The 18346-nt window shown below is 73.8% G+C and carries 16 protein-coding genes and 1 pseudogene; 7 read left to right on the top strand and 10 right to left on the bottom strand.

The features are described from left to right. Positions 1-6: 6 nt before the first annotated feature. From AC3AQ1_RS09780 to AC3AQ1_RS09760, 5 genes are read left to right on the top strand one after another with little or no spacing between them, the layout of a single operon-like run. Complete coding sequence (locus AC3AQ1_RS09780; RefSeq protein WP_108718825.1) at positions 7-939, top strand: DUF58 domain-containing protein; 933 nt, start codon at positions 7-9, stop codon at positions 937-939. Further along, positions 926-1453, top strand: a complete 528-nt coding sequence (locus tag AC3AQ1_RS09775) for a hypothetical protein (RefSeq protein ID WP_108718824.1) — start codon at positions 926-928, stop codon at positions 1451-1453. Before AC3AQ1_RS09780 ends, AC3AQ1_RS09775 begins: the two co-directional genes overlap by 14 nt. Continuing rightward, complete coding sequence (locus AC3AQ1_RS09770; RefSeq protein ID WP_108718823.1) at positions 1447-2490, top strand: vWA domain-containing protein; 1044 nt, start codon at positions 1447-1449, stop codon at positions 2488-2490. The genes AC3AQ1_RS09775 and AC3AQ1_RS09770 overlap by 7 nt, the downstream gene beginning before the upstream one ends. Then, entirely contained in the window at positions 2487-3491 is a 1005-nt protein-coding gene (locus tag AC3AQ1_RS09765; RefSeq protein WP_108718822.1) for a vWA domain-containing protein, read from the top strand. The genes AC3AQ1_RS09770 and AC3AQ1_RS09765 overlap by 4 nt, the downstream gene beginning before the upstream one ends. Then, complete coding sequence (locus AC3AQ1_RS09760; protein ID WP_108718821.1) at positions 3488-4417, top strand: hypothetical protein; 930 nt, start codon at positions 3488-3490, stop codon at positions 4415-4417. Before AC3AQ1_RS09765 ends, AC3AQ1_RS09760 begins: the two co-directional genes overlap by 4 nt. 280 nt (positions 4418-4697) lie before the next feature. On the opposite strand, the gene AC3AQ1_RS09755 is transcribed toward AC3AQ1_RS09760, so the two are convergent. From AC3AQ1_RS09755 to hisC, 5 genes are all read right to left on the bottom strand, one after another. Beyond that, positions 4698-5708, bottom strand: a complete 1011-nt coding sequence (locus tag AC3AQ1_RS09755) for a type IV toxin-antitoxin system AbiEi family antitoxin domain-containing protein (protein ID WP_159096484.1) — start codon at positions 5706-5708, stop codon at positions 4698-4700. Between the two features lie 285 nt (positions 5709-5993). Beyond that, positions 5994-7550: a dihydrolipoamide acetyltransferase family protein gene (locus AC3AQ1_RS09750; protein ID WP_108718819.1), complete on the bottom strand. Its 1557-nt coding sequence runs from the start codon at positions 7548-7550 to the stop codon at positions 5994-5996. Between the two features lie 38 nt (positions 7551-7588). After that, positions 7589-8635: an alpha-ketoacid dehydrogenase subunit beta gene (locus AC3AQ1_RS09745; protein WP_108718818.1), complete on the bottom strand. Its 1047-nt coding sequence runs from the start codon at positions 8633-8635 to the stop codon at positions 7589-7591. Between the two features lie 21 nt (positions 8636-8656). Then, entirely contained in the window at positions 8657-10009 is a 1353-nt protein-coding gene (locus AC3AQ1_RS09740; RefSeq protein ID WP_370445272.1) for a thiamine pyrophosphate-dependent dehydrogenase E1 component subunit alpha, read from the bottom strand. A 788-nt stretch (positions 10010-10797) separates the two neighbouring features. After that, complete coding sequence (hisC, locus tag AC3AQ1_RS09735; protein WP_108718817.1) at positions 10798-11886, bottom strand: histidinol-phosphate transaminase; 1089 nt, start codon at positions 11884-11886, stop codon at positions 10798-10800. Between the two features lie 80 nt (positions 11887-11966). On the opposite strand from hisC, the gene AC3AQ1_RS09730 reads away from it, so the two are divergent. Further along, positions 11967-12362: a phage holin family protein gene (locus AC3AQ1_RS09730; protein ID WP_108718816.1), complete on the top strand. Its 396-nt coding sequence runs from the start codon at positions 11967-11969 to the stop codon at positions 12360-12362. A gap of 124 nt (positions 12363-12486) precedes the next feature. On the opposite strand, the gene AC3AQ1_RS09725 is transcribed toward AC3AQ1_RS09730, so the two are convergent. Beyond that, complete coding sequence (locus tag AC3AQ1_RS09725; protein WP_108718815.1) at positions 12487-13947, bottom strand: alpha/beta hydrolase family protein; 1461 nt, start codon at positions 13945-13947, stop codon at positions 12487-12489. Then, positions 13944-14345: a hypothetical protein gene (locus tag AC3AQ1_RS09720; protein WP_108718814.1), complete on the bottom strand. Its 402-nt coding sequence runs from the start codon at positions 14343-14345 to the stop codon at positions 13944-13946. Before AC3AQ1_RS09720 ends, AC3AQ1_RS09725 begins: the two co-directional genes overlap by 4 nt. Before the next feature lie 305 nt (positions 14346-14650). Here AC3AQ1_RS09720 and purB point away from each other — a divergent pair, with 305 nt between their 5' ends. After that, positions 14651-16111: an adenylosuccinate lyase gene (gene purB, locus AC3AQ1_RS09715; protein ID WP_108718813.1), complete on the top strand. Its 1461-nt coding sequence runs from the start codon at positions 14651-14653 to the stop codon at positions 16109-16111. A gap of 48 nt (positions 16112-16159) precedes the next feature. Here purB and AC3AQ1_RS09710 read toward each other — a convergent pair whose 3' ends face one another. From AC3AQ1_RS09710 to AC3AQ1_RS09700, 3 genes and pseudogenes are all read right to left on the bottom strand, one after another. Beyond that, a complete protein-coding gene (locus AC3AQ1_RS09710; RefSeq protein WP_159096483.1) occupies positions 16160-16849 on the bottom strand; it encodes a DUF2330 domain-containing protein in 690 nt (229 codons plus the stop codon). Further along, a pseudogene (locus AC3AQ1_RS09705) lies at positions 16842-17105 on the bottom strand (DUF2330 domain-containing protein); the annotation flags it as partial. The pseudogene AC3AQ1_RS09705 and the gene AC3AQ1_RS09710, both read right to left, overlap by 8 nt. Positions 17106-17272: 167 nt before the next feature. Then, positions 17273-18331, bottom strand: a complete 1059-nt coding sequence (locus tag AC3AQ1_RS09700; protein ID WP_234417448.1) for a hypothetical protein — start codon at positions 18329-18331, stop codon at positions 17273-17275. Positions 18332-18346 lie beyond the last annotated feature (15 nt).

Below are 18346 nucleotides of genomic sequence, written 5' to 3'. Positions count from 1 at the left end.
CGATCGATGACGTCACCGCGCACGCCGTCAAGCGCGCCCGACCCGCAGGCCAGCCAGGCGCACTCCCGGCTGGCCGCGGTCCGTGCGCGCCTGGAGCTCCCGCTGGTGCGGCGCGCGTCCGGCATGCTCGACGGCCGGCACCGCTCCGTCTTCTCCGGCCACGGCCAGGACTTCGACGAGATGGCGCTCTACCTGCCCGGTGACGACGTCGGCGACATCGACTGGAAGGCGTCCGCGTCCTCCGGCCACCCCGTCATCCGCCGGTTCGAGCGCCAGTCGAACCTCGCGATGGTGCTCGCCGTCGACACCGGCCGCACCATGGCCGCGCTCGCGCCCGACGGCGGCACGAAGGCCGACATCGCCCGTTTCGTCTGCGACGTGATCGGGTACCTCGCGCGCGGGCGCGGGGACACGCTCGCTCTCGTGGCGGGCGACGCCGAGCGGATCGTGCAGGTCCCCGCGCGAGGCGGCACGGAGCACATGGAGATGCTGCTGCGCCGCATCGACACGATGCTCTCGCTGGAGGCCCCGCCGTCGAACATCACCCACGTGCTCGACCGGGTGCTCACGTGGTTCACCCGACGCAGCCTCGTCGTCGTGGTGACGGACGAGGTGCGGCCGCCGCTCGAGGCGGAGCTCACGATCAAGCGGCTGCGCACCCGGCACGAGCTGCTCGTGATCCAGGTCGCCGACGCCCTGCCCACCGACTTCGGGACGGACCCCGTCGAGGACGTCGAGACCCCGCTGGGCCTGCCCGAGTTCCTGCGCGCCCGAGGTGACATGGCCGCCGAGGCGCGCGACGCCGTCGCCCGCCGCCGCAGCGACGTCGCCGCGATGCTGCGCCGCTACAACGTGCCGACGGTGACCGTGGCGAGCGAGAGCGACGCCGTCGACCGCCTGGCCGACCTCCTCGCGAGGAGCCGCCGTGCGCGTCACTGAGACCGGCGGGTCGGCCGGCACGCTCTGGGCCGGCGGCACCGCCGACGGCGCCCTGCTCGCGCTGCCCGCCGAGGCCCAGCCGCCCACGCAGTACTCGTGGTGGGTGTGGGTGCTCGGCCTCGTGCTGCTCGCGCTCATCGCGGGCTGGTACTGGTGGGTGCTGCGGTCCACCCGCCCGCACGCGCCCGGCCGCAGCCGGCGCGGCGACCCGTACGCGGCGATCCGCACCCAGCACCTCGCGCTCCTGGACGAGGCGCAGCAGCGGTTCGAGTCCGGCGAGTCCGACCTGCGCGCCCTGCACCTCGACCTCAACCACGTGATCCGGCAGTTCGCCACCGCCCGCACCGGCATCGACACGTCCTCGCTCACCGTGGCCGAGTTCGGCCGGATCGAGCACGGGTCGGCGCTGTCGGTGCTGCTCGGGGACTACTCCGAGCCCGCGTTCGCCGCGGTGTCCGACGCCCAGGCGGCCTCCGCCGTCGACCAGGCGCGGGAGGTGGTGCGCGCGTGGTGACCGAGAGCGTGCTGCTGCACCCCTGGTTCATCGTCGGGGCGATCGTCGTGCTCGTGGCGGCGTTCGCCGTCGGGTACCTCACGCGCCGCGGTTCGCGGACGCCCGACGACGTGCGCTGGGTCGCGAATGCGTCCTACCTCACCGAGCTGCCCTCGTTCCGCAGCCGGCTCGCGCTGTTCCGCGGTGGCCTCGCCGCGGCCGCGGCGCTCGCGCTGGTGGGTGGCGTGGCGGCCGGCGTGCTGCTCGCCCGGCCGGTGGACCGGCAGACGCAGAGCGCGGAGCTGTCCACCCGCGACATCGTGCTGTGCCTGGACGTGTCCGGCTCGATGGTGGGGTACGACGCCGAGATCGTCGACCGCTTCCTCGAGCTCGTCGAGGGGTTCGACGGCGAGCGCATCGCCCTCTCGATCTGGAACCAGACCTCGCGTACGGTCTTCCCGCTCACCGACGACTACACGCTCGTCACCGAGCAGCTCACGGCCGCGCGCGACGCCCTCGATTTCGACGTCTCCTCGCTCGACAACGGGTCCTACGACCCGGCCGCGCTGGACCGCCTGCTCGCGTTCGTCGCGGGGACCGAGGGCGGCGACGAGAACTCCACGTCGCTCATCGGCGACGGGCTGGCCAGCTGCGGGCTGCTGTTCGACGAGAACGAGACCGAGCGGTCCCGCTCGATCGTGCTCGCGTCCGACAACCAGCTCATCGGCACCCCGATCTACACGCTGGCCGAGGCGGCCGACTTCGTGACCGCGCGGAACATCGGTCTCATCGGCATCTACTCCGGCGAGGTCACCGACACCTCGGCCGCGGAGCAGAAGGAGTTCGAGGACGTCATCGCCGCTCACGACGGCCTCTACTTCGAGGCGTCCGACCCCGCCGCGGTGGACGCGATCGTCGACCGGATCCAGTCCCAGCAGGCGGTGGACCTCGAGGCGAGCCCCGAGACCGTGGTGACCGACCGGCCCGCGGCCGCGCTGACCGTGCTCGGGCTCGCGTTCGCGCTGCTCGTCGTCGCCGTCTGGAGGTTGCGGACATGAGCCTCCACCCGGTGTGGCCGCTGTGGGCGGTCGTCCTGCTCCTCGTGCCGCTCCTCGTGTTCTGCGTCTGGCAGCTCGTGCGCCAGCGCTCCCGGCGCAGCGCCTGGGCGCGGCGCACAGGCATCGCGGCCGCCATCGCGCTCATCGCCATCGGCCCGTCGGTCACCGAGACGGCGGCCACCACGGTGCAGAGCAACGCCGAGATCTTCTTCGTCGTCGACCGCACCGGCTCGATGGCTGCGGAGGACTGGAACGGCGCGCAGCCTCGGCTCGACGGCGTGCGCGCCGACATGAACGCGATCGTCGACGCGTTCCCCGGTGCGCGCTACTCGGTCATCGCGTGGGACTCCCAGGCGACCCAGCAGCTCCCCCTCACCACGGACGCCCGGGCGGTGAAGTCGTGGGCCGAGACCGTGCGCACCGAGCTCACCTCGTTCTCGACCGGGTCGCAGGCCGACCGGCCGCTCGCGGCTCTCACCGAGGCGCTCACGGGCGCGGCCGAGCGCCGGCCCGCGAACGTGCGGGTGGTCTACTTCCTGTCCGACGGGGAGAACACCAACGGCGAGAACTCCTCGGTGAACGCGCAGCTGGAGTCCTACGCCGGGCTCGCACCCCTGGTCGACGGCGGCGCCGTGCTCGGCTACGGCACGCCCGAGGGCGGCCGGATGCGCGTGAACGACGGCGTCACCGCCGCCGCCGACGCGCCCTACATCCAGGATCCGGAGACCGGCACCGACGCGATCTCCCGGATCGACGAGGTGACGCTGCGGACCATCGCCGAGCAGCTCGGCGTGGAGTACGTCCACCGCATCACGCCCGACACGGTCGAGCCGTTCACGTCCACGGTCGACGTGGCGGACATCGCCGGCGACGGCCGGCGCGAGCAGGTCGTCCACCGGCCGATCGTCTGGCCCGGCGCCGCGATCGCGCTCGGGCTCCTCGCGTGGGAGGTCTTCTCCCTCGCCCGCACGTTCCCGACGCGACGGGAGGTCGCGCGATGACGTCCACGCTGACGCCGTCCGGCTCGCAGCCGGGCATGTTCGAGACCATCGAGCAGGCTCAGGAGGCGCGCGCCGTCGCCGAGGCCAAGGCTCGCCGTCGCCGGCTGCTCGTGTGGTCCTCCCCGGTGGTCGCCGTGGTGGGCCTCGCGGCGCTGTACCTGCTGACGATCACGGTCGTGACCGCGTTCGGCGGCCGGTCCTACGCGACCCAGGCCTACCCGACGGCGGTGCGCCAGTTCTCCGCGATCCAGCACCTCAACGCCGTGGAGACGTGGAAGGCGTACTACAACGCCGGCACCGCGGAGTACTCCCAGGGCGCCTTCTTCCGCGCGACCCAGGAGCTGGGCGAGGCCATGGAGCGCGTCCCGCGCGCCGCCGACGGCGAGCCCCGGACCGGCGAGGAGTGCCTCGTCGCGACGAACCTGTCCCTGGCCTACGAGGGGCTCGGCGACGAGGCCGCCCGGGGCGACGACCACGCCACCGCGGTCGACTACTACGCGCAGGCCCAGGCGACGATCGAGGGCTGCGGGAGCGCCGGCGGCGGTGGTGGCTCGGACGAGCAGCAGGAGAGCGCGGACCAGGCGCAGGACCGCCAGGAGCAGAAGCAGAACGAGCAGCAGGACCAGCAGGACCAGCAGGACCAGCAGCAGGGCGAGGGTGGCGAGGACCCGTCGCAGAACCCCTCCCAGGACCCGTCCGCCGACCCCTCCGCGTCGCCGTCGCAGGGCCCGTCCGCGGACGCCTCGGCCTCGCCGTCCGAGAACCCCTCGGGCGACCCGTCCGACGGCGGGCAGAACCCCTCGGAGTCCCCCTCGGTGAGCGACCAGCAGCGCGAGCTCGAGGAGCGCAACCGCGGGGCGCAGGAGGATCGCGACCGCGAGCAGCAGGAGTCCGGCGGCGGGTCCGGCGGCGGGCAGGGCTGGTAGTCGCAGGGCTGGTAGTCGCAGGGCTGCGCCGCGGGCGCCTGCCGAGCGGGCGCGCGTCCCTTCGCCCGCCCTCAGCGCGCAACTGCGGATGCTGCGTCGCACCTGCGGACGACCCAGCCGTGGGGCTCCGGGCAGCGCCGCAGCCACTCGCATCGTCGCAGGTCAGCGGCGCTCACCGGCAGTCGCTCTGCTGTCGAGCCGCCAGTCGTCCGCGGTTGCGTACATCTGGTCCGTAGTTGCGCGCTCGGCCTCGATCGAGCCGGCCACGAGTCGCGCCGGTCTACCGCACCAGAGACCTCAGGGCCTCGACCCGGCGCTTCGCCGTCTGCAGGTCGGCCCCCGTCAGGTGCCGCCACCCTTCAGCGCGCATCTCGGGCACGGAGCACCGCGTTCGGACGTCCGCAATCCTTTCGAGCACCTCGGCGGGCGTTCGCGGGTCGGCCGGCGCCGGCTTGCCCGCCATCGCGCGCAGCACGCTGAGCATCTCGTCGGCGACCCCAGGTCCCGCGTCCTCGTACGCGAACCGAACCGTCGGGACTCCCAGCCGCAGTGCCGCTCGATCGCGGCGCCGATCAGCGGCGAACTGCGGTCGAGGGTGATGGAACTCGTACCCGTCGATCTCGACGTCAAGCACACCGTCGACCAGCAGATCGACCTCGCCGACTCCCGGCACCGACACGTTGGGGGCGACAGCCAGCCCCACCCGGCGCAGGTCGAGACGGACCTGCGTCTCGACGGCCGACCTGCTGCTGGGGTCGACGTCGACGGCGAAAGCTCTCGCCCTGCTCGGACTCGTCCGCCGCACCATCGCGAGCACCTCGTCGCGCACGGTGTCGGGCCGCTGGTGCAGCGCACGGTCGAGAGTCGCGACCGCGGAGTCGTACGGCAGGCAGAGGGCGGCCCGAGCCGCCGCAGCGACGAAGGTGGTGACGGGGAGCACGGGGTGCCGAGCCGCGTCCTCGTAGTGCCGCCGGAGCTTCGCCGCGCGCACGGCTCCCGCGCGGGTCCCGCGGCCACGCGGTACGGAGACGTGGACGACGGACTCGCCGCCCGGCACGTCGACCTGCCAACGGCGCAGCGCCGACACGCACCCGAGAACCCCGCCTGCAGCGACAGCCGTCCGGACGTCGTGGTCGACGTCCGGCAGTGCGTACGCACCTCGCCCGATCCGCACGATCTCCCCGGTAGCCAACGCGCGATCGAGCTCCCGCCGCGACACCGACAGATCCCCCACCTGTGCCGCGCCACCGCGTCTACGGAGTTCACGACGTAGATCAGTCATGAGTGTCATCATGACATCGTTTGACCGTGTTTGGCCCGCTTGTGGACGGGTGGCGTCGCGGGGCCCTCAGTGCGCAGCCGCGGACAGCCGGTGCACAGCCGCGGACACCCGGTGCGCAACCGCGGACGACTGGGGGGTCAGACGAGACCCTCGGCCCCAGCGGCTCCGCGTCCGTGCAGGTCAGCGCCACATGCTGGCCTTCGGCCCAACGCCGAGCGAGCAGACGTCCGCAGATGCGCACCACCGGTCCGCAGCTACGTTCCGGACCGCGGACCGCGGACCGCTGACGGCGCGTCAGCCCCAGACGAGGCCGCGGCTGGGGTCCTCGAGCACCCGGGCGACGTCGGAGAGCACCCGCGCGCCGAGCTCGCCGTCGACGAGGCGGTGGTCGAAGGACAGCGCGAGCTGGGTGACCCAGCGCGGCTTGACCTTGCCGTGGTGCACCCACGGCTGCTGCGTGATCGCGCCGAACGCGAGGATCGCGGACTCCCCGGGGTTGAGGATCGGCGTCCCGGTGTCGATGCCGAACACGCCGACGTTGGTGATCGTCACCGTGCCGTCGGACATCTCGCCCGGCTGCGTGCGACCCTCGCGCGCCGTGCGGGTGAGCACGGCGAGGGCGTCCGCGAGCTCGCGCAGCGTGAGCGCGTGCGCGTTCTTCACGTTGGGCACCACGAGCCCGCGGGGCGTCGCCGCCGCGATGCCGAGGTTGATGTAGTGCTTGTAGACGATCTCCTGGCGCTCCTCGTCCCACGAGGCCGAGATCTCCGGGTGCCGACGGATCGCGAGGATGAGCGCCTTCGCAGCGATGAGCAGCGGCGTCACCCGGACGTCGGCGAACTCGCGGTCCTCGCGCAGCCGGGCGACCAGCTTCATCGTGTGCGTGACGTCGGCCGTGTGGAAGACGGTCACGTGCGGCGCGGTGAACGCCGACGCCACCATCGCCTCGGCCGTGCGCCGACGCACCGACTTCACGGGCACCCGGGTCTGGCGACCGTCCGCGGACACGACGCCGTCGGCGAGCCACGGCGAGTCGTCGCCAGGGTAGGTCGCCAGGGTGCGCGCCTCGCCCTGGCGCGCACGGGAGATCACGTCGTCGCGCGTCACGATGCCGCCCGGCCCGGACGGCGTCACCGTCTCCAGGTCGATGCCGAGGTCCTTCGCGAGCTTGCGCACGGGCGGCTTGGCCAGCACGTGCAGCCCGGACGACGTCGGGGTAGACACCAGGGCGGAGGGGCCGTGGCCGGCCGAGGCGAACCCGGCCGACGGCGCAGGTGCGGCGGGCGCGGGGGGTGCGGCGGGCGGCGGTGCGGCCGGGGCAGCGGGCGCGGGGGCTTGCGCGGCAGCGACCGGGACAGCGGGCCGGGCAGTGACGGGCGCGGGCCGGGGCGCGGCGACGGACGCTGCAGCCCCGGAGGCCGGCGACGCGGCGGAACCTGCGCCCTCGTGCCGACGCGGACGCCGCGCCGTGGGCGCGTGGGCCGTGCCGTACCCGACGAGGACGCCGCCGGAGGTCTCCTGCTCGCCGTCGGACGCTCCGTCGGACGTACCGCCGGACGCACCCGCCGCACCCGCGCCGGCGTCCCCGCCCGCCGCGCCGGGCGCGTCCTCGGTCTCGACGACGAGGATCGGCGTGCCGACGTCGACGGTCTGGCCCTCGGCGACGAGGAGCTCGCGCACGACGCCGTCCCAGGGACACGGCAGCTCGACGAGCGACTTGGCGGTCTCGATCTCGACGATCACGTCGTTGACCGCGACGGTGTCGCCGACGGCGACGCGCCACGTGACGATGTCGGCCTCGGTGAGGCCCTCACCGACGTCGGGCAGGGCGAAACGCTGGAGCTGGGGCACGGGTCTCTTCCTCGGTGCAGGTCAGGCGGTCGGACGTGTCAGAACGTGAACGTGCGGTCGACGGCATCGAGCAGCCGGTCCAGCGAGGGCAGGTACTCCGACTCGACGGCGGTGGGCGGGAACGGCGCGTGGAACGCCCCGACGCGCAGCACGGGCGCCTCGAGGTGGTGGAAGCACCGCTCGGTGACGCGCGCGGCGATCTCGGCGCTGGGACCGAAGAACGTCGGCGCCTCGTGCACGACGACGAGCCGGCCCGTGCGCTCGACCGACTCGACGATCGCGTCGACGTCTATCGGCGAGACAGAGCGCAGGTCGATCACCTCGACGCTGCGCCCCTCCTGCTCCGCGACCTGCGCGGCGGCGACGGCGACCGGCACCGTCGGGCCGTACGCGACGATCGTGACGTCCTCACCGGCGCGCACGGTGCGGGCGCGGTGCAGGTCGGCCCAGCCGTCGGGACCGAGGTCGGGGGCGGCGTCGTCGGAGAGGTCGACCTCGGCCTTGTCCCAGTAGCGGGCCTTGGGCTCGAGGAAGATCACGGGGTCGGGCGAGGCGATCGCCTGCTGGATCATCGTGTAGCCGTCCGCCGCCGTGGCGGGGCTGACGATGCGCAGGCCCGCGGTGTGCGCGAACAGCGCCTCCGGCGACTCGCTGTGGTGCTCGACGGCGCCGATGTGGCCGCCGTAGGGGATGCGGATGACCACGGGCATCGGCAGGCGGCCGAGGGTCCGCGCGTTCATCTTGGACAGCTGGGTCGTGATCTGGTCGAACGCGGGGAACACGAAGCCGTCGAACTGGATCTCCAGCACGGGCCGGTACCCGGCCATCGCCAGGCCGATCGCGGTACCGACGATGCCGGACTCCGCGAGCGGGGAGTCCACCACGCGCAGCGGACCGAACTCGGCCTGCAGGCCGTCGGTGACGCGGAACACACCCCCGAGCCGACCGATGTCCTCCCCCATCAGCAGGACGCGGTCGTTGGTCGCCAGGGCGCGCCGCAGGCCGGCGTTGATCGCCTTGGCGAGCGGCAGGCGCTGGGTGGTGCGCGCCGTCGTGCCCGACGGCGTGGGCAGGGTGGTCGTCATCGTTGCCTCGCTCTCGGGTGCTCAGTGCGCCGACGGCGAGGAGCTCGCCACCGGACCGTCGAAGGACGCCGCGTACTCCTCGTACCACGCGCGCTCCTCGGCCACTAGGGGGTGGGCGGCGGCGTACGCGTGGTCGAACATCACGGTCGCGGGCGGCTTGGTGAGCGCCCGGCAGTAGGTGCGGACGGCGGCCGCGAGCTCACGCGCCTCGCCGTCCACGCCGTCCAGGAACTCCTGGGTGGCGAGTCCCTCGGCGAGCAGCAGGGTGCGCAGACGGTCGATCGGGTCACGACGACGCCACGCCTCCTCCTCGGCACGCTCGCGGTAGCGGGTGGGGTCGTCGGACGTGGTGTGCGCGCCCATCCGGTAGGTGACCGCCTCGACGAGGACGGGCCCGGCACCCGAGCGGGCGTGCTCGAGTGCGACCTCGGTGACGGCGCGCACGGCCACGACGTCGTTCCCGTCGACGCGGAACGCACGGATGCCGAAACCGGCGCCACGGTCCACGAGCGGGACGGTGGTCTGCACAGTGGTGGGCGCGGAGATCGCCCACTGGTTGTTCTGGCAGAAGAAGACGACGGGTGCCGAGACCGTCGAGGCGAAGACGAACGCCTCGTTGACGTCGCCCTGGGCGGTGGCACCGTCGCCGAAGTAGGCGACGACGGCGCGGTCGCGCTCGGGGTCGCCGGTGCCGACGTCGCCGTCGCGCTGGATGCCCATCGCGTAGCCCGTGGCGTGCAGCGTGTGCGAGCCGATGACGAGCGTGTACAGGTGGAAACCGTGCGCAACGGGGTCCCAGCCGCCCTGCGCGATGCCGCGGAAGATCGGGAGCAGCTCGCGCAGGTCGACGCCGCGCACGTGCGCGACGCCGTGCTCGCGGTAGGACGGGAACACGTGGTCGCGGGGGCGCAGTGCGCTGCCGGACCCGATCTGGGCGGCCTCCTGGCCCCGGCACTCGGGCCACAGCCCGAGCTCACCCTGCCGCTGCAGGCTCGTGGCCTCACGGTCGAACTCGCGCACCAGCACCATGTCCCGGTACATCGCCCGCAGGTCCTCGCCCGTGAGGCGGTCGGCCTCGGCGCGGACGGCGGGATCGACGACGGCGAGCATCGCCTCCGGCACCCGGCTCCCCTCGGGTGCGACGAACCGGATGGTGCCGGCGACCTCGCAGGGATCGGGCCACGGGACGGCGGTGGTGGTCGGTGTCGCGGTCGTCCCGCGGCCGGCGGGGGTGGTGCCGCTCGAGGTGGTGGTCGCGCCTTCGGCGGGGGTGGTGCCGATGGGGCTGGGGCTCGTGCTGCCGACCGGGGTGGTGTCGGCGGGGAGCGCAGGGTCGACGGTGCTTGCGTCGACCTGCTCGACGTCGGTCTCCAACGGACTGGTCTCCTCTCGCGCCTACCGCCGTGGGGCGGGTGGGAGGGTGCGGCGCCGAACCTACGCTCCCGTAACCTACGTCATCGTAGCCTACGGCACCGTAACCACGGCCAGGACCTATGGTCAACGGCACACCCGGCGTGTCGGCCCGATCTTGTGGGCCGCGCTCGGGCCGCGAAGGCCGTCGGGGCACGCTCTCACTCCGAACGCCGACTTGCGGCCACGCGCCGCCACCGAACGCCGGGTTCGGGTCGGTGGTGGGCTGGTGCCAGCGATCTGTGTCGGCATCGGGCGCCAGACCGCGACAAATCGCTGGGTTCACGCCCGCAACAGGGACGAATCGCTGGGTCCGGCTCGGTGGTGGGCTGGTGCCAGCGATCTGTGTCGGCATCGGGCGCCAGACCGCGACAAATCGCTGGGTTCACGCCCGGAACCGGGACGAATCGCTGGGTCCGGCTCGGTGGTGAGCTGGTGCCAGCGATCTGTGTCGGCATCGGGCGCCAGACCGCGACAAATCGCTGGATTCACGCCCGGAACCGGGACGAATCGCTGGGTCCGGCTCGGTGGTGAGCTGGTGCCAGCGATCTGTGCCGGCATCGGGCGCCAGACCGCGACAAATCGCTGGATTCACGCCTGGAACCGGGACAGATCGCTGGGTTCCGGTCATGAGAGCGGCACTGCGTGCGCGACCGCAACCCAGCCCTCGGCGACACAGCGCGACCGCAGACCGGCACGTCCAACCGAGCCGGCCCGCCCAGCAAGCCGGGCCGCACCGCCCACGGAACGGGTCAGATCGCGGAGCCCCGGAACTCGGCGGCCACCGCGAGCACGATGTCGTTCGCCTCGCGCTCGCCGATGCTGACGCGGACGCCGTCGCCCGCGAACGGCCGCACCAGCACCCCAGACTCCGCGAACGCCCGCGCGAGCACCCCCGCCTCGTCGCCCACCGGGAACCACACGAAGTTGCCCTGCGCCTCGGGGATGTCCCAGCCCTGGGCACGCAGACCGGCCACGACGCGCTCGCGCTCGTCGACGATCGCGTCCACTCGCTCCATGAGCTGGTCGTGCGCCCGGAGCGACTCCAGCGCCGCGACCTGGGCCAGCGCGTTCACGCCGAACGGGGTCGAGGTCGCGCGGAACCCCGACACGAGCCGCGAGCGCCCGAGCGCGAACCCCACCCGCAGACCCGCCAGCCCGTAGGCCTTGGAGAAGGTGCGCAGCAGCACGAGGCGAGGGTCCTCGCGAAGGATCGCGACGCCGTCGGCGACGGGCTCGTCCTCGTCCTGCGTCCGGACGAACTCGATGTAGGCCTCGTCGAGCAGCACCATGACGTCCGGGGGCAGCGCGGCGAGGATCCGGCGCACCTCGGCATCGGTGAGAGCGGGTCCGGTCGGGTTGTTCGGCGAGCACAGCAGCACGGCCTTCGTGCGCGGCGTGATGGCGGCGATCATCGCGTCGACGTCGTGCCGCCCGTCGGGCAGCAACGGCACGGGCACACCGGTGGCGCCCGCCACCGCGACCGCGATCGGGTACGCCTCGAACGACCGCCACGGGTACACGACCTCGTCCCCGCGCTCGCAGAGCGCGGCGAGGATCGACTCCAGGACGGCCACCGACCCGTTGCCGACGACGACCTGGTCGACGTCGAGCCCGAACATCGCGGCGATCGCCTCGACGAGCTCGCCCGCGAGCATGTCCGGATAGCGGTTGAGGTCCGCGGCGGCATCGGACACGGCAGCCACCACCCGCGACAGCGGCGGGTACGGGTTCTCGTTCGACGACAGCTTCTCGTTCATCGTCCCGCGCGGGCGCGCGCCGGGGACGTAGGCGGGCAGCGAGATCACCTGGTCGCGCAGTCGGACCTTCTTGGCAGCCATGGAGCAAGGATGCCCGACGGCGAGCACGCCTCGGGCGGGTCTCTCGCCGCCCGGAGGGGCCGGGTGCGAGGATGGCTGGCATGAAGGAGTTCCTCTGGCGCGTCGGCGTCACCGCGGTCGCCGTCTGGGTCGCCGACCTCCTGGTCCGCGGCATCGCGGTGACGCAGGTCGAGGAGTGGTGGCAGCAGGTTCTCGTGTACGTCGTGGTCGGAGCCGTGCTCGCGATCGTGCAGATGATCGTCAAGCCGATCCTGCAGGTCCTGACGTTCCTCCTCTACATCCTCACGCTCGGCCTGTTCGGGATCGTGGTCAACGCCCTCATGCTCATGCTCTGCTCGTGGCTGACGCAGAGCTTCTCGTGGGGCATCACCGTCGACGGGTTCTGGCCCTCGGCCGTGCTCGGCGGCATCGTCATCTCGATCGCCACGATGATCCTCACCGCGGTGCTGCCGCGACCGCGCCGCGACAACCGCTGACACGAGCCGTACCAACCACGCGAGCCTTACCAACCACGCGAGCCACACCGGCCACGCCAACCACTCCAGCCACCGCACCCACACCGGCCCCCCAGCACCCGCACCTGCGCACCTCGGGAGCCGGTCACAGCCACCACGGCCACCAGATCGGGGAGAGCCACGAGTTCTGCGGCGCCCCGAGCTCGGCCCGTGAACCGCGATAGGTCGTCGCGGTGACGACATCGCCCTCCTGCGCCCACAGGCCCGCGGTGTCGCGCTCCCAGGCCAGGGTCGCGGGCTGGTCGGACTCCGTCGCGAACCGCGCCGTCTCGGCGTAGTCCTCGATCCGGTGCTCCGAGAGCAGACCCGCGCGCTCGCCGTCGGACCCGAGCTCGCGCACCACGATCACCTCCCCCGGCGCTGGGCCGCCCGGCCGGGCGCCGACCTGCCCGCTCAGCGCCGGGACACCGTCCTCGACGTGCTGGATCGTCATGGTGGGGACGTCGGGTGCCCGCAGGTGCGTGACCGGCGCGCCGTACGTGACGACGGCGGCGACCGAGAACCGCTCGCGGACGGCGGGGTCGAGCGCGAGGTTCGTCGCGACGATGCCGCCGAGCGAGTGCCCCGCCAGCACGACCGGCTGGCCCGGCCTGATGCCCGCCGAGGCCATGGCCGAGATGACCAGCGCGTCGACGGCGGTGGACGTGCCGACGAAGGCGGGCACCGTCGAGTCCCACGACATCGGCACGCCGTCGGGTCCCGCGCCGTGCACCCCGCCCTGCAGACCGGGGACGGCCACGGTCCAGCTCACGCTGCCGTCGGCGTGGTCGATGCGCTGCACCTCGACCGCCGCGTCGGACGGTCCCGAGGCGTCGTAGGCGATGCCGATCCGGTCGGCCAGGTCGGCGACACCGCCCGCGGCCGCCGGCGCGGTGGAGCGCTCGCCCGGGCCGACCGGGACCTCTCGCTCCGCCGTTGCGACGGGATCGTTCGGCCGCGCGTCGAGCACCGAGAAGAGCCCGAGCGCGCCGTCGAGAACCCCGGCCAGCGGTCCGGCGGCCGCAAGCCCGGGCGCCGCCGAGCGCACGGCTCGCACGGCGTCCTCCGCCTGGGCGGCGCCCGGCGTGGCGAACACCCGTGAGAGCGTGCCGCCGAGCGCACCCATCCTGCTGCTGTCGGAGAAGGCAGCGGCGAGCCAGCCCGGCAGCACCGACGTCCCGGTGATCGCGCCTGCCGCCGCGCCACCCAGCACGAACGGAGACGCGCCGAACGGACCCACCACCGACCCGGGGAGCGGCGTGGCGAGCAGGCGGCCCAGCACGTTCGACTCCGCCTCGTCGTACCCGCGGGTGGCCTGGCGCAGCGCGTCCGCGCGCCCGGCGACCCGGCCGACCGCGTCCTCGCACGACGCGCGTGCCGCCTCGATCGCGGCCGCCGCGATCGCCCCGGTCACCAGCGGCGGGTAGGCGCCCCCATCGCGCAGCGCCGCGGCCGCCGCCCGCAGCCGCAGCAACGCCAGATCGAGCTGCCGACGCGCCTCGTCGAACCCGGCCGCGATGCCCTCGATCTCCTCGGTGTCGGTGCTCACCCACAGCCCCGTGGTCATCCCCGCCCTCCCGTCGGTGCGAGGCCCGGGAACAGGTCGGGCCGTGCCGCCCACGCGGGCGGTGACGGCGGCCCGAGCAGCGGGTGCTGCCCGCTGGAGCCGAGGCCGCCCGTCGGGCCGAGCGCCGCCGTGCCCGACGGCGAGCCCAGCGCGAGCGCGAACGCTGCGGTCGCGCGGTGGTGCGCCGCAGCCGCGGACTGCGCCGACTCGACCTGGGTGAGGAGGGCGTCGAGCGCCGCAAGGTCCTCGGCGCGCGCCACGAGGAAGCTCGTGGCGCCACCGTCGGACCAGGCTCGCGGCTCGGCGCAGGCGAGCGCGGCGCGCGCGAACGTCACGGCGATCTCGGCGGCGGCGAGCGCGACAGCGACCGGGTCGGCGGGGAACAGGAGCGAGGGCATGGCGCGACGCTAGGTCGGCGGACCGCGGATTCTCGCGCCCCGTGTGCACGACGCCGAGCGCCCCCTCGCCCGGCCGGGCTGGGGACAGCCCGCGCCCCGTGTGCACGACGCCGTCGGCCGCCGTCGCACCCACCGTCCCACCACCAGCCGCACCGCGGACGCGACACACGCCGTCCGGCGCCGTCGCACCCACCACCCCACCACCAGCCGCACCACGGACGCGACACACGCCGTCGGGCGCTCGCCACGCACGCACGACCCGACCGCCGCCCGTCCCGCGGACGCGACGCCGCGCCGTCGGGCGCATGCGGGAGAATGCCGCCATGCCCGACGCGACCCGACCCTGGGTGACCCTCGCCGACGACTCCGCCATCGCCCTCGGCCCGCTGGACGGGCGCTACCGCGGCGACGTCTCGCCGCTGGTGGACCACCTCTCCGAGGCCGCGCTCAACCGGGCGCGGCTGCACGTCGAGGTCGAGTGGGTGATCCACCTGTGCGCCGCCGGCGCGATCCCGGGAGCGCCCACGCTGAGCGACGCCGAGGTCACGTACCTGCGCGACGTCGTCGCCACGTTCGGTCCCGCCCAGATCGCCGAGCTCGCCGCGATCGAGGCCGAGACCCGGCACGACGTCAAGGCGGTGGAGTACTTCCTCAAGCGCCGCCTGGGCCGCGCCGCCGACGCCCTCGGCGACGGCACCTCGCTACCCGCGGCGAGCGAGCTCGTGCACATCTTCTGCACGAGCGAGGACGTCAACAACCTCTCCTACGCCCTCACGATCCGCTCCGCGGTGCACGAGGTGTGGCTCCCGGCGGCCACGGCGCTCGCCGACGCCGTCGCCGACCTCGCGCGCGCCGAGGCCGCCACCCCGATGCTCGCCCGCACGCACGGCCAGCCGGCGACGCCGGTCACGCTCGGCAAGGAGCTCGCGGTCCTCGCGCACCGGCTGCGCCGCCAGCTCGCCCGGATCGAGAGCGACGAGACGCTCGGCAAGATCAACGGCGCGACGGGCACCTACGGCGCGCACGCGATCTCGGTGCCCGACACGGACTGGCAGGAGGTCGGGCGCACGTTCGTCGAGGGGCTCGGACTGACGTGGAACCCGCTCACCACGCAGATCGAGAGCCACGACTGGCAGGCCGAGCTGTACGCCGACGTCGCGCGGTTCAACCGCGTCCTGCACAACCTGGCCACGGACGTGTGGACCTACATCTCGCTCGGCTACTTCGCGCAGCGGCTGTCCGCCCAGGGCTCCACCGGGTCCTCGACCATGCCGCACAAGGTCAACCCGATCCGGTTCGAGAACGCCGAGGCGAACCTCGAGGTGAGCAACGCGCTGCTGGACAACCTGTCCGCGACGCTCGTCACCTCGCGCCTGCAGCGCGACCTCACCGACTCCTCCAGCCAGCGCACGATCGGCGTCGCCTTCGGCCACTCGCTCCTCGCGATCGCCAACGTCACGCGCGGCCTCGCGGGCCTGGACGTCGACGCCGCCGCGATGGCGCGCGACCTCGACGCCAACTGGGAGGTGCTCGGCGAGGCCGTCCAGTCCGCGATGCGCGCCGCCGGGATCGCCGGCGCGACTGGCATGGCCGACCCCTACGAGCGCCTCAAGGAGCTCACGCGCGGACGTCGCGTCGACGGCGCCGGGATGCGCGCCTTCATCGCCGACCTCGGCCTGCCGTCCGACGTCGAGCAGCGCCTCCTCGCGCTGACGCCCGCCTCGTACACGGGGTACGCCGAGCGCCTCGTCGCGCACCTGGACTGACGCCGGCGCGTCACGCCCGACGGCGAGCCTCGCCTCCGGGCGGTCGGCTCACGCCCGACGGCGCGCACCCCGGCGGGCGGTGGCCACCACGAGTGCGACGATGCCGCCCGCCAGGACGAGCAGTCCGACCACGACGAGCACCGGTCCGGCGTAGAACGGTCCGATCATCCGGTCCACCACGACCACGACGTGCTCGCGGTGGTCCCCCGCGCCGTCGGGCGGGGCGTACGTGAAGTCCTCGACGATCTCGGTCGCGGGATCGCCGAAGTACTGCTCCTCGGTCGTGACGTACGCCTGGTCGCCGAACGGCTCGGCCCAGGCCGCGAGCGCCGGGTAGCGCGCCGCGTCGAGCGGCCCCGCGAAGACGACCTCGGACCACAGCGCCGCCTCGTCCGTCCGGTCCATCCGCGTGTCGGCGACGACGTACGTGCGCGCCCGCTGCGGCTGCGCCGCGGCCGCCGACATCCGCATCGGGTAGACGAGCTCGTCCGAGGGGAACGTGAGCTCCAGGGGCGGGAGCTCGCCGTCGAGCGCGTCCTGCTCCGGGGCGAGGCGGACCGCGACGAACGCCCAGCCCTCCTCGACGTACTCCTGGACCGGCGCGGCGAGCGCGGTCGAGAGCTGGTACCCGTTCTCCGCCAGCCAGTCGGTGAGCGCCTCCGGGGTCGTCGGAGCGGATGCTCGCGGCCTGCAGCGGCCCGAGCGTGACCTCCTCGAACACCTCGACCGGCGAGGCACCGTCCGGTCCGGCACCCGCACCCGCCGAACCGGCGAGGATCGGCGGGAACCAGCGCGACTCCTGCGTGACCACGGGCGCCGAGAGCTCCTCGAGCGCGTCGAACACGTCCGTCGAGCCCAACGCGAGCGTCGCCGGCTCGGGCGTGGGCACGAGGAGCGCGGCGTCGGGAGCCTCGCTCACGGCGTCGAGCCCGATCAGCACGCGCTCGGTCCCGTCGGCGAGCGAGACGACGGCGCGCTCGCGCTGGACGTCCACCGCGTCCTGCGCGACGAACCCCCCGCAGCCGCACGCCGACGCGGGCGGCGCGACCACCAGTCCGACGGCGAGCACCAGCGTCGCGGTCGAGAGCGCGGCGGTCCGGGGCAACAGAGGGCGGGGCACGCGGCGGGACACGACGACCTCCGGGAGGTGAGGGACGGGTGCTACCCGAGGTCGAACGTGACGAGGCCCGGGTAGCCCACCGCGGCATGCCGGAGCGCGTCGATGAGCCCGGTGTAGGTCGACCAGGGGGTCTCCTCGTCGCTCCCGTTGCGGCCGAGCGACCAGCTGCGGGTGCCGCCGTCGCTCGCCCGCACGGTCAGCGTGCGGCGGTCGTACGCCGGGGGCGTGAGCTGGATGGAGCGCAGCGCGGCGAACGGGAACTGCTCGCCGTCCACGACCAGCAGACCCGCGGAGACGTCGATGCGCTCGGGGACCTTGCGCCCGGAGCCGCCGGCCCAGTCACGACGTGGCGCGAACGAGCTCGGGGTGGCACCCGCCGGCTGTCCCGCGCCGGGCTGGGGAAAGGCGGGCTGGCCGCCCGGCTGCTGCTGCGGCGTCGCGCCGGGGGCGGCCCACGGGGCCGCCGCGGGCGACTGGGACTGGGACTGCGACTGGAGCTGCGACTGGAGCTGCGACGCCGGAGCGCCCCCCGGCGCCGCCCACGGTGCGGCCGGCGCCTGCGCCTGCGACGGCGACGCCGGCACGCCACCCGGCGCGGCCCACGGGGCGGCCGGCGCCTGCGCCTGAGCGGGCGCATGCGGCACGTCGAGCGGCACGAGGCTCGCGTACAGCTCGTTGAAGTCGTTCTTCGACAGCCCGGGAACGGTGACCTGCACCGGCCTCGACGCGCCCTGCGGCATCGCCACGAGGCTGCGCACGGCGCCGGTCTTCATCCCGTAGGACCGCCGCTGCGTCACATGCGAGCCGAACCGGGTGGTGGCGCGGTCGAACTGCTGCCTCACCTTGCTCCCGCGCCGCACCTCGACCGCCGTCGGCGTCACCGCGAGCGAGCGGTTCTGCCACACGAGCGTCCACCAGGCGACCAGCGCAACCGGCACCAGTGCGATCAGCAGGGAGATCAGCCGGCGCTGGTTCAGCCCGCCGAGCGAGCGCGGCAGCTCCTGCGGCAGCGCATTCACGCAGATCAGGACGATGACGAACGCTCCCGCCACGAGAAGGATCAGCCGCGGCAGGAGCGGCGCCTTGTACACCTTGGTCATCGGGGCAGCGTAGGC

The sequence above is a fragment of the Miniimonas sp. S16 genome (assembly GCF_057748195.1).
The sequence above is the reverse complement of the archived record's forward strand: the minus strand, read 5'-3'. Positions and strand labels throughout refer to the sequence as shown.

Coding starts and splice junctions, on each gene's coding strand:
- AC3AQ1_RS09780 (WP_108718825.1), top strand. CDS start 7: ATGACGTCACCGCGCACGCCGTCAAGCGCGCCCGACCCGCAGGCCAGC.
- AC3AQ1_RS09765 (WP_108718822.1), top strand. CDS start 2,487: ATGAGCCTCCACCCGGTGTGGCCGCTGTGGGCGGTCGTCCTGCTCCTC.
- AC3AQ1_RS09760 (WP_108718821.1), top strand. CDS start 3,488: ATGACGTCCACGCTGACGCCGTCCGGCTCGCAGCCGGGCATGTTCGAG.
- AC3AQ1_RS09755 (WP_159096484.1), bottom strand. CDS start 5,708: ATGACACTCATGACTGATCTACGTCGTGAACTCCGTAGACGCGGTGGC.
- AC3AQ1_RS09745 (WP_108718818.1), bottom strand. CDS start 8,635: ATGACGACCACCCTGCCCACGCCGTCGGGCACGACGGCGCGCACCACC.
- hisC (WP_108718817.1), bottom strand. CDS start 11,886: ATGGCTGCCAAGAAGGTCCGACTGCGCGACCAGGTGATCTCGCTGCCC.
- AC3AQ1_RS09730 (WP_108718816.1), top strand. CDS start 11,967: ATGAAGGAGTTCCTCTGGCGCGTCGGCGTCACCGCGGTCGCCGTCTGG.
- AC3AQ1_RS09725 (WP_108718815.1), bottom strand. CDS start 13,947: ATGACCACGGGGCTGTGGGTGAGCACCGACACCGAGGAGATCGAGGGC.
- AC3AQ1_RS09720 (WP_108718814.1), bottom strand. CDS start 14,345: ATGCCCTCGCTCCTGTTCCCCGCCGACCCGGTCGCTGTCGCGCTCGCC.
- purB (WP_108718813.1), top strand. CDS start 14,651: ATGCGGGAGAATGCCGCCATGCCCGACGCGACCCGACCCTGGGTGACC.
- AC3AQ1_RS09700 (WP_234417448.1), bottom strand. CDS start 18,331: ATGACCAAGGTGTACAAGGCGCCGCTCCTGCCGCGGCTGATCCTTCTC.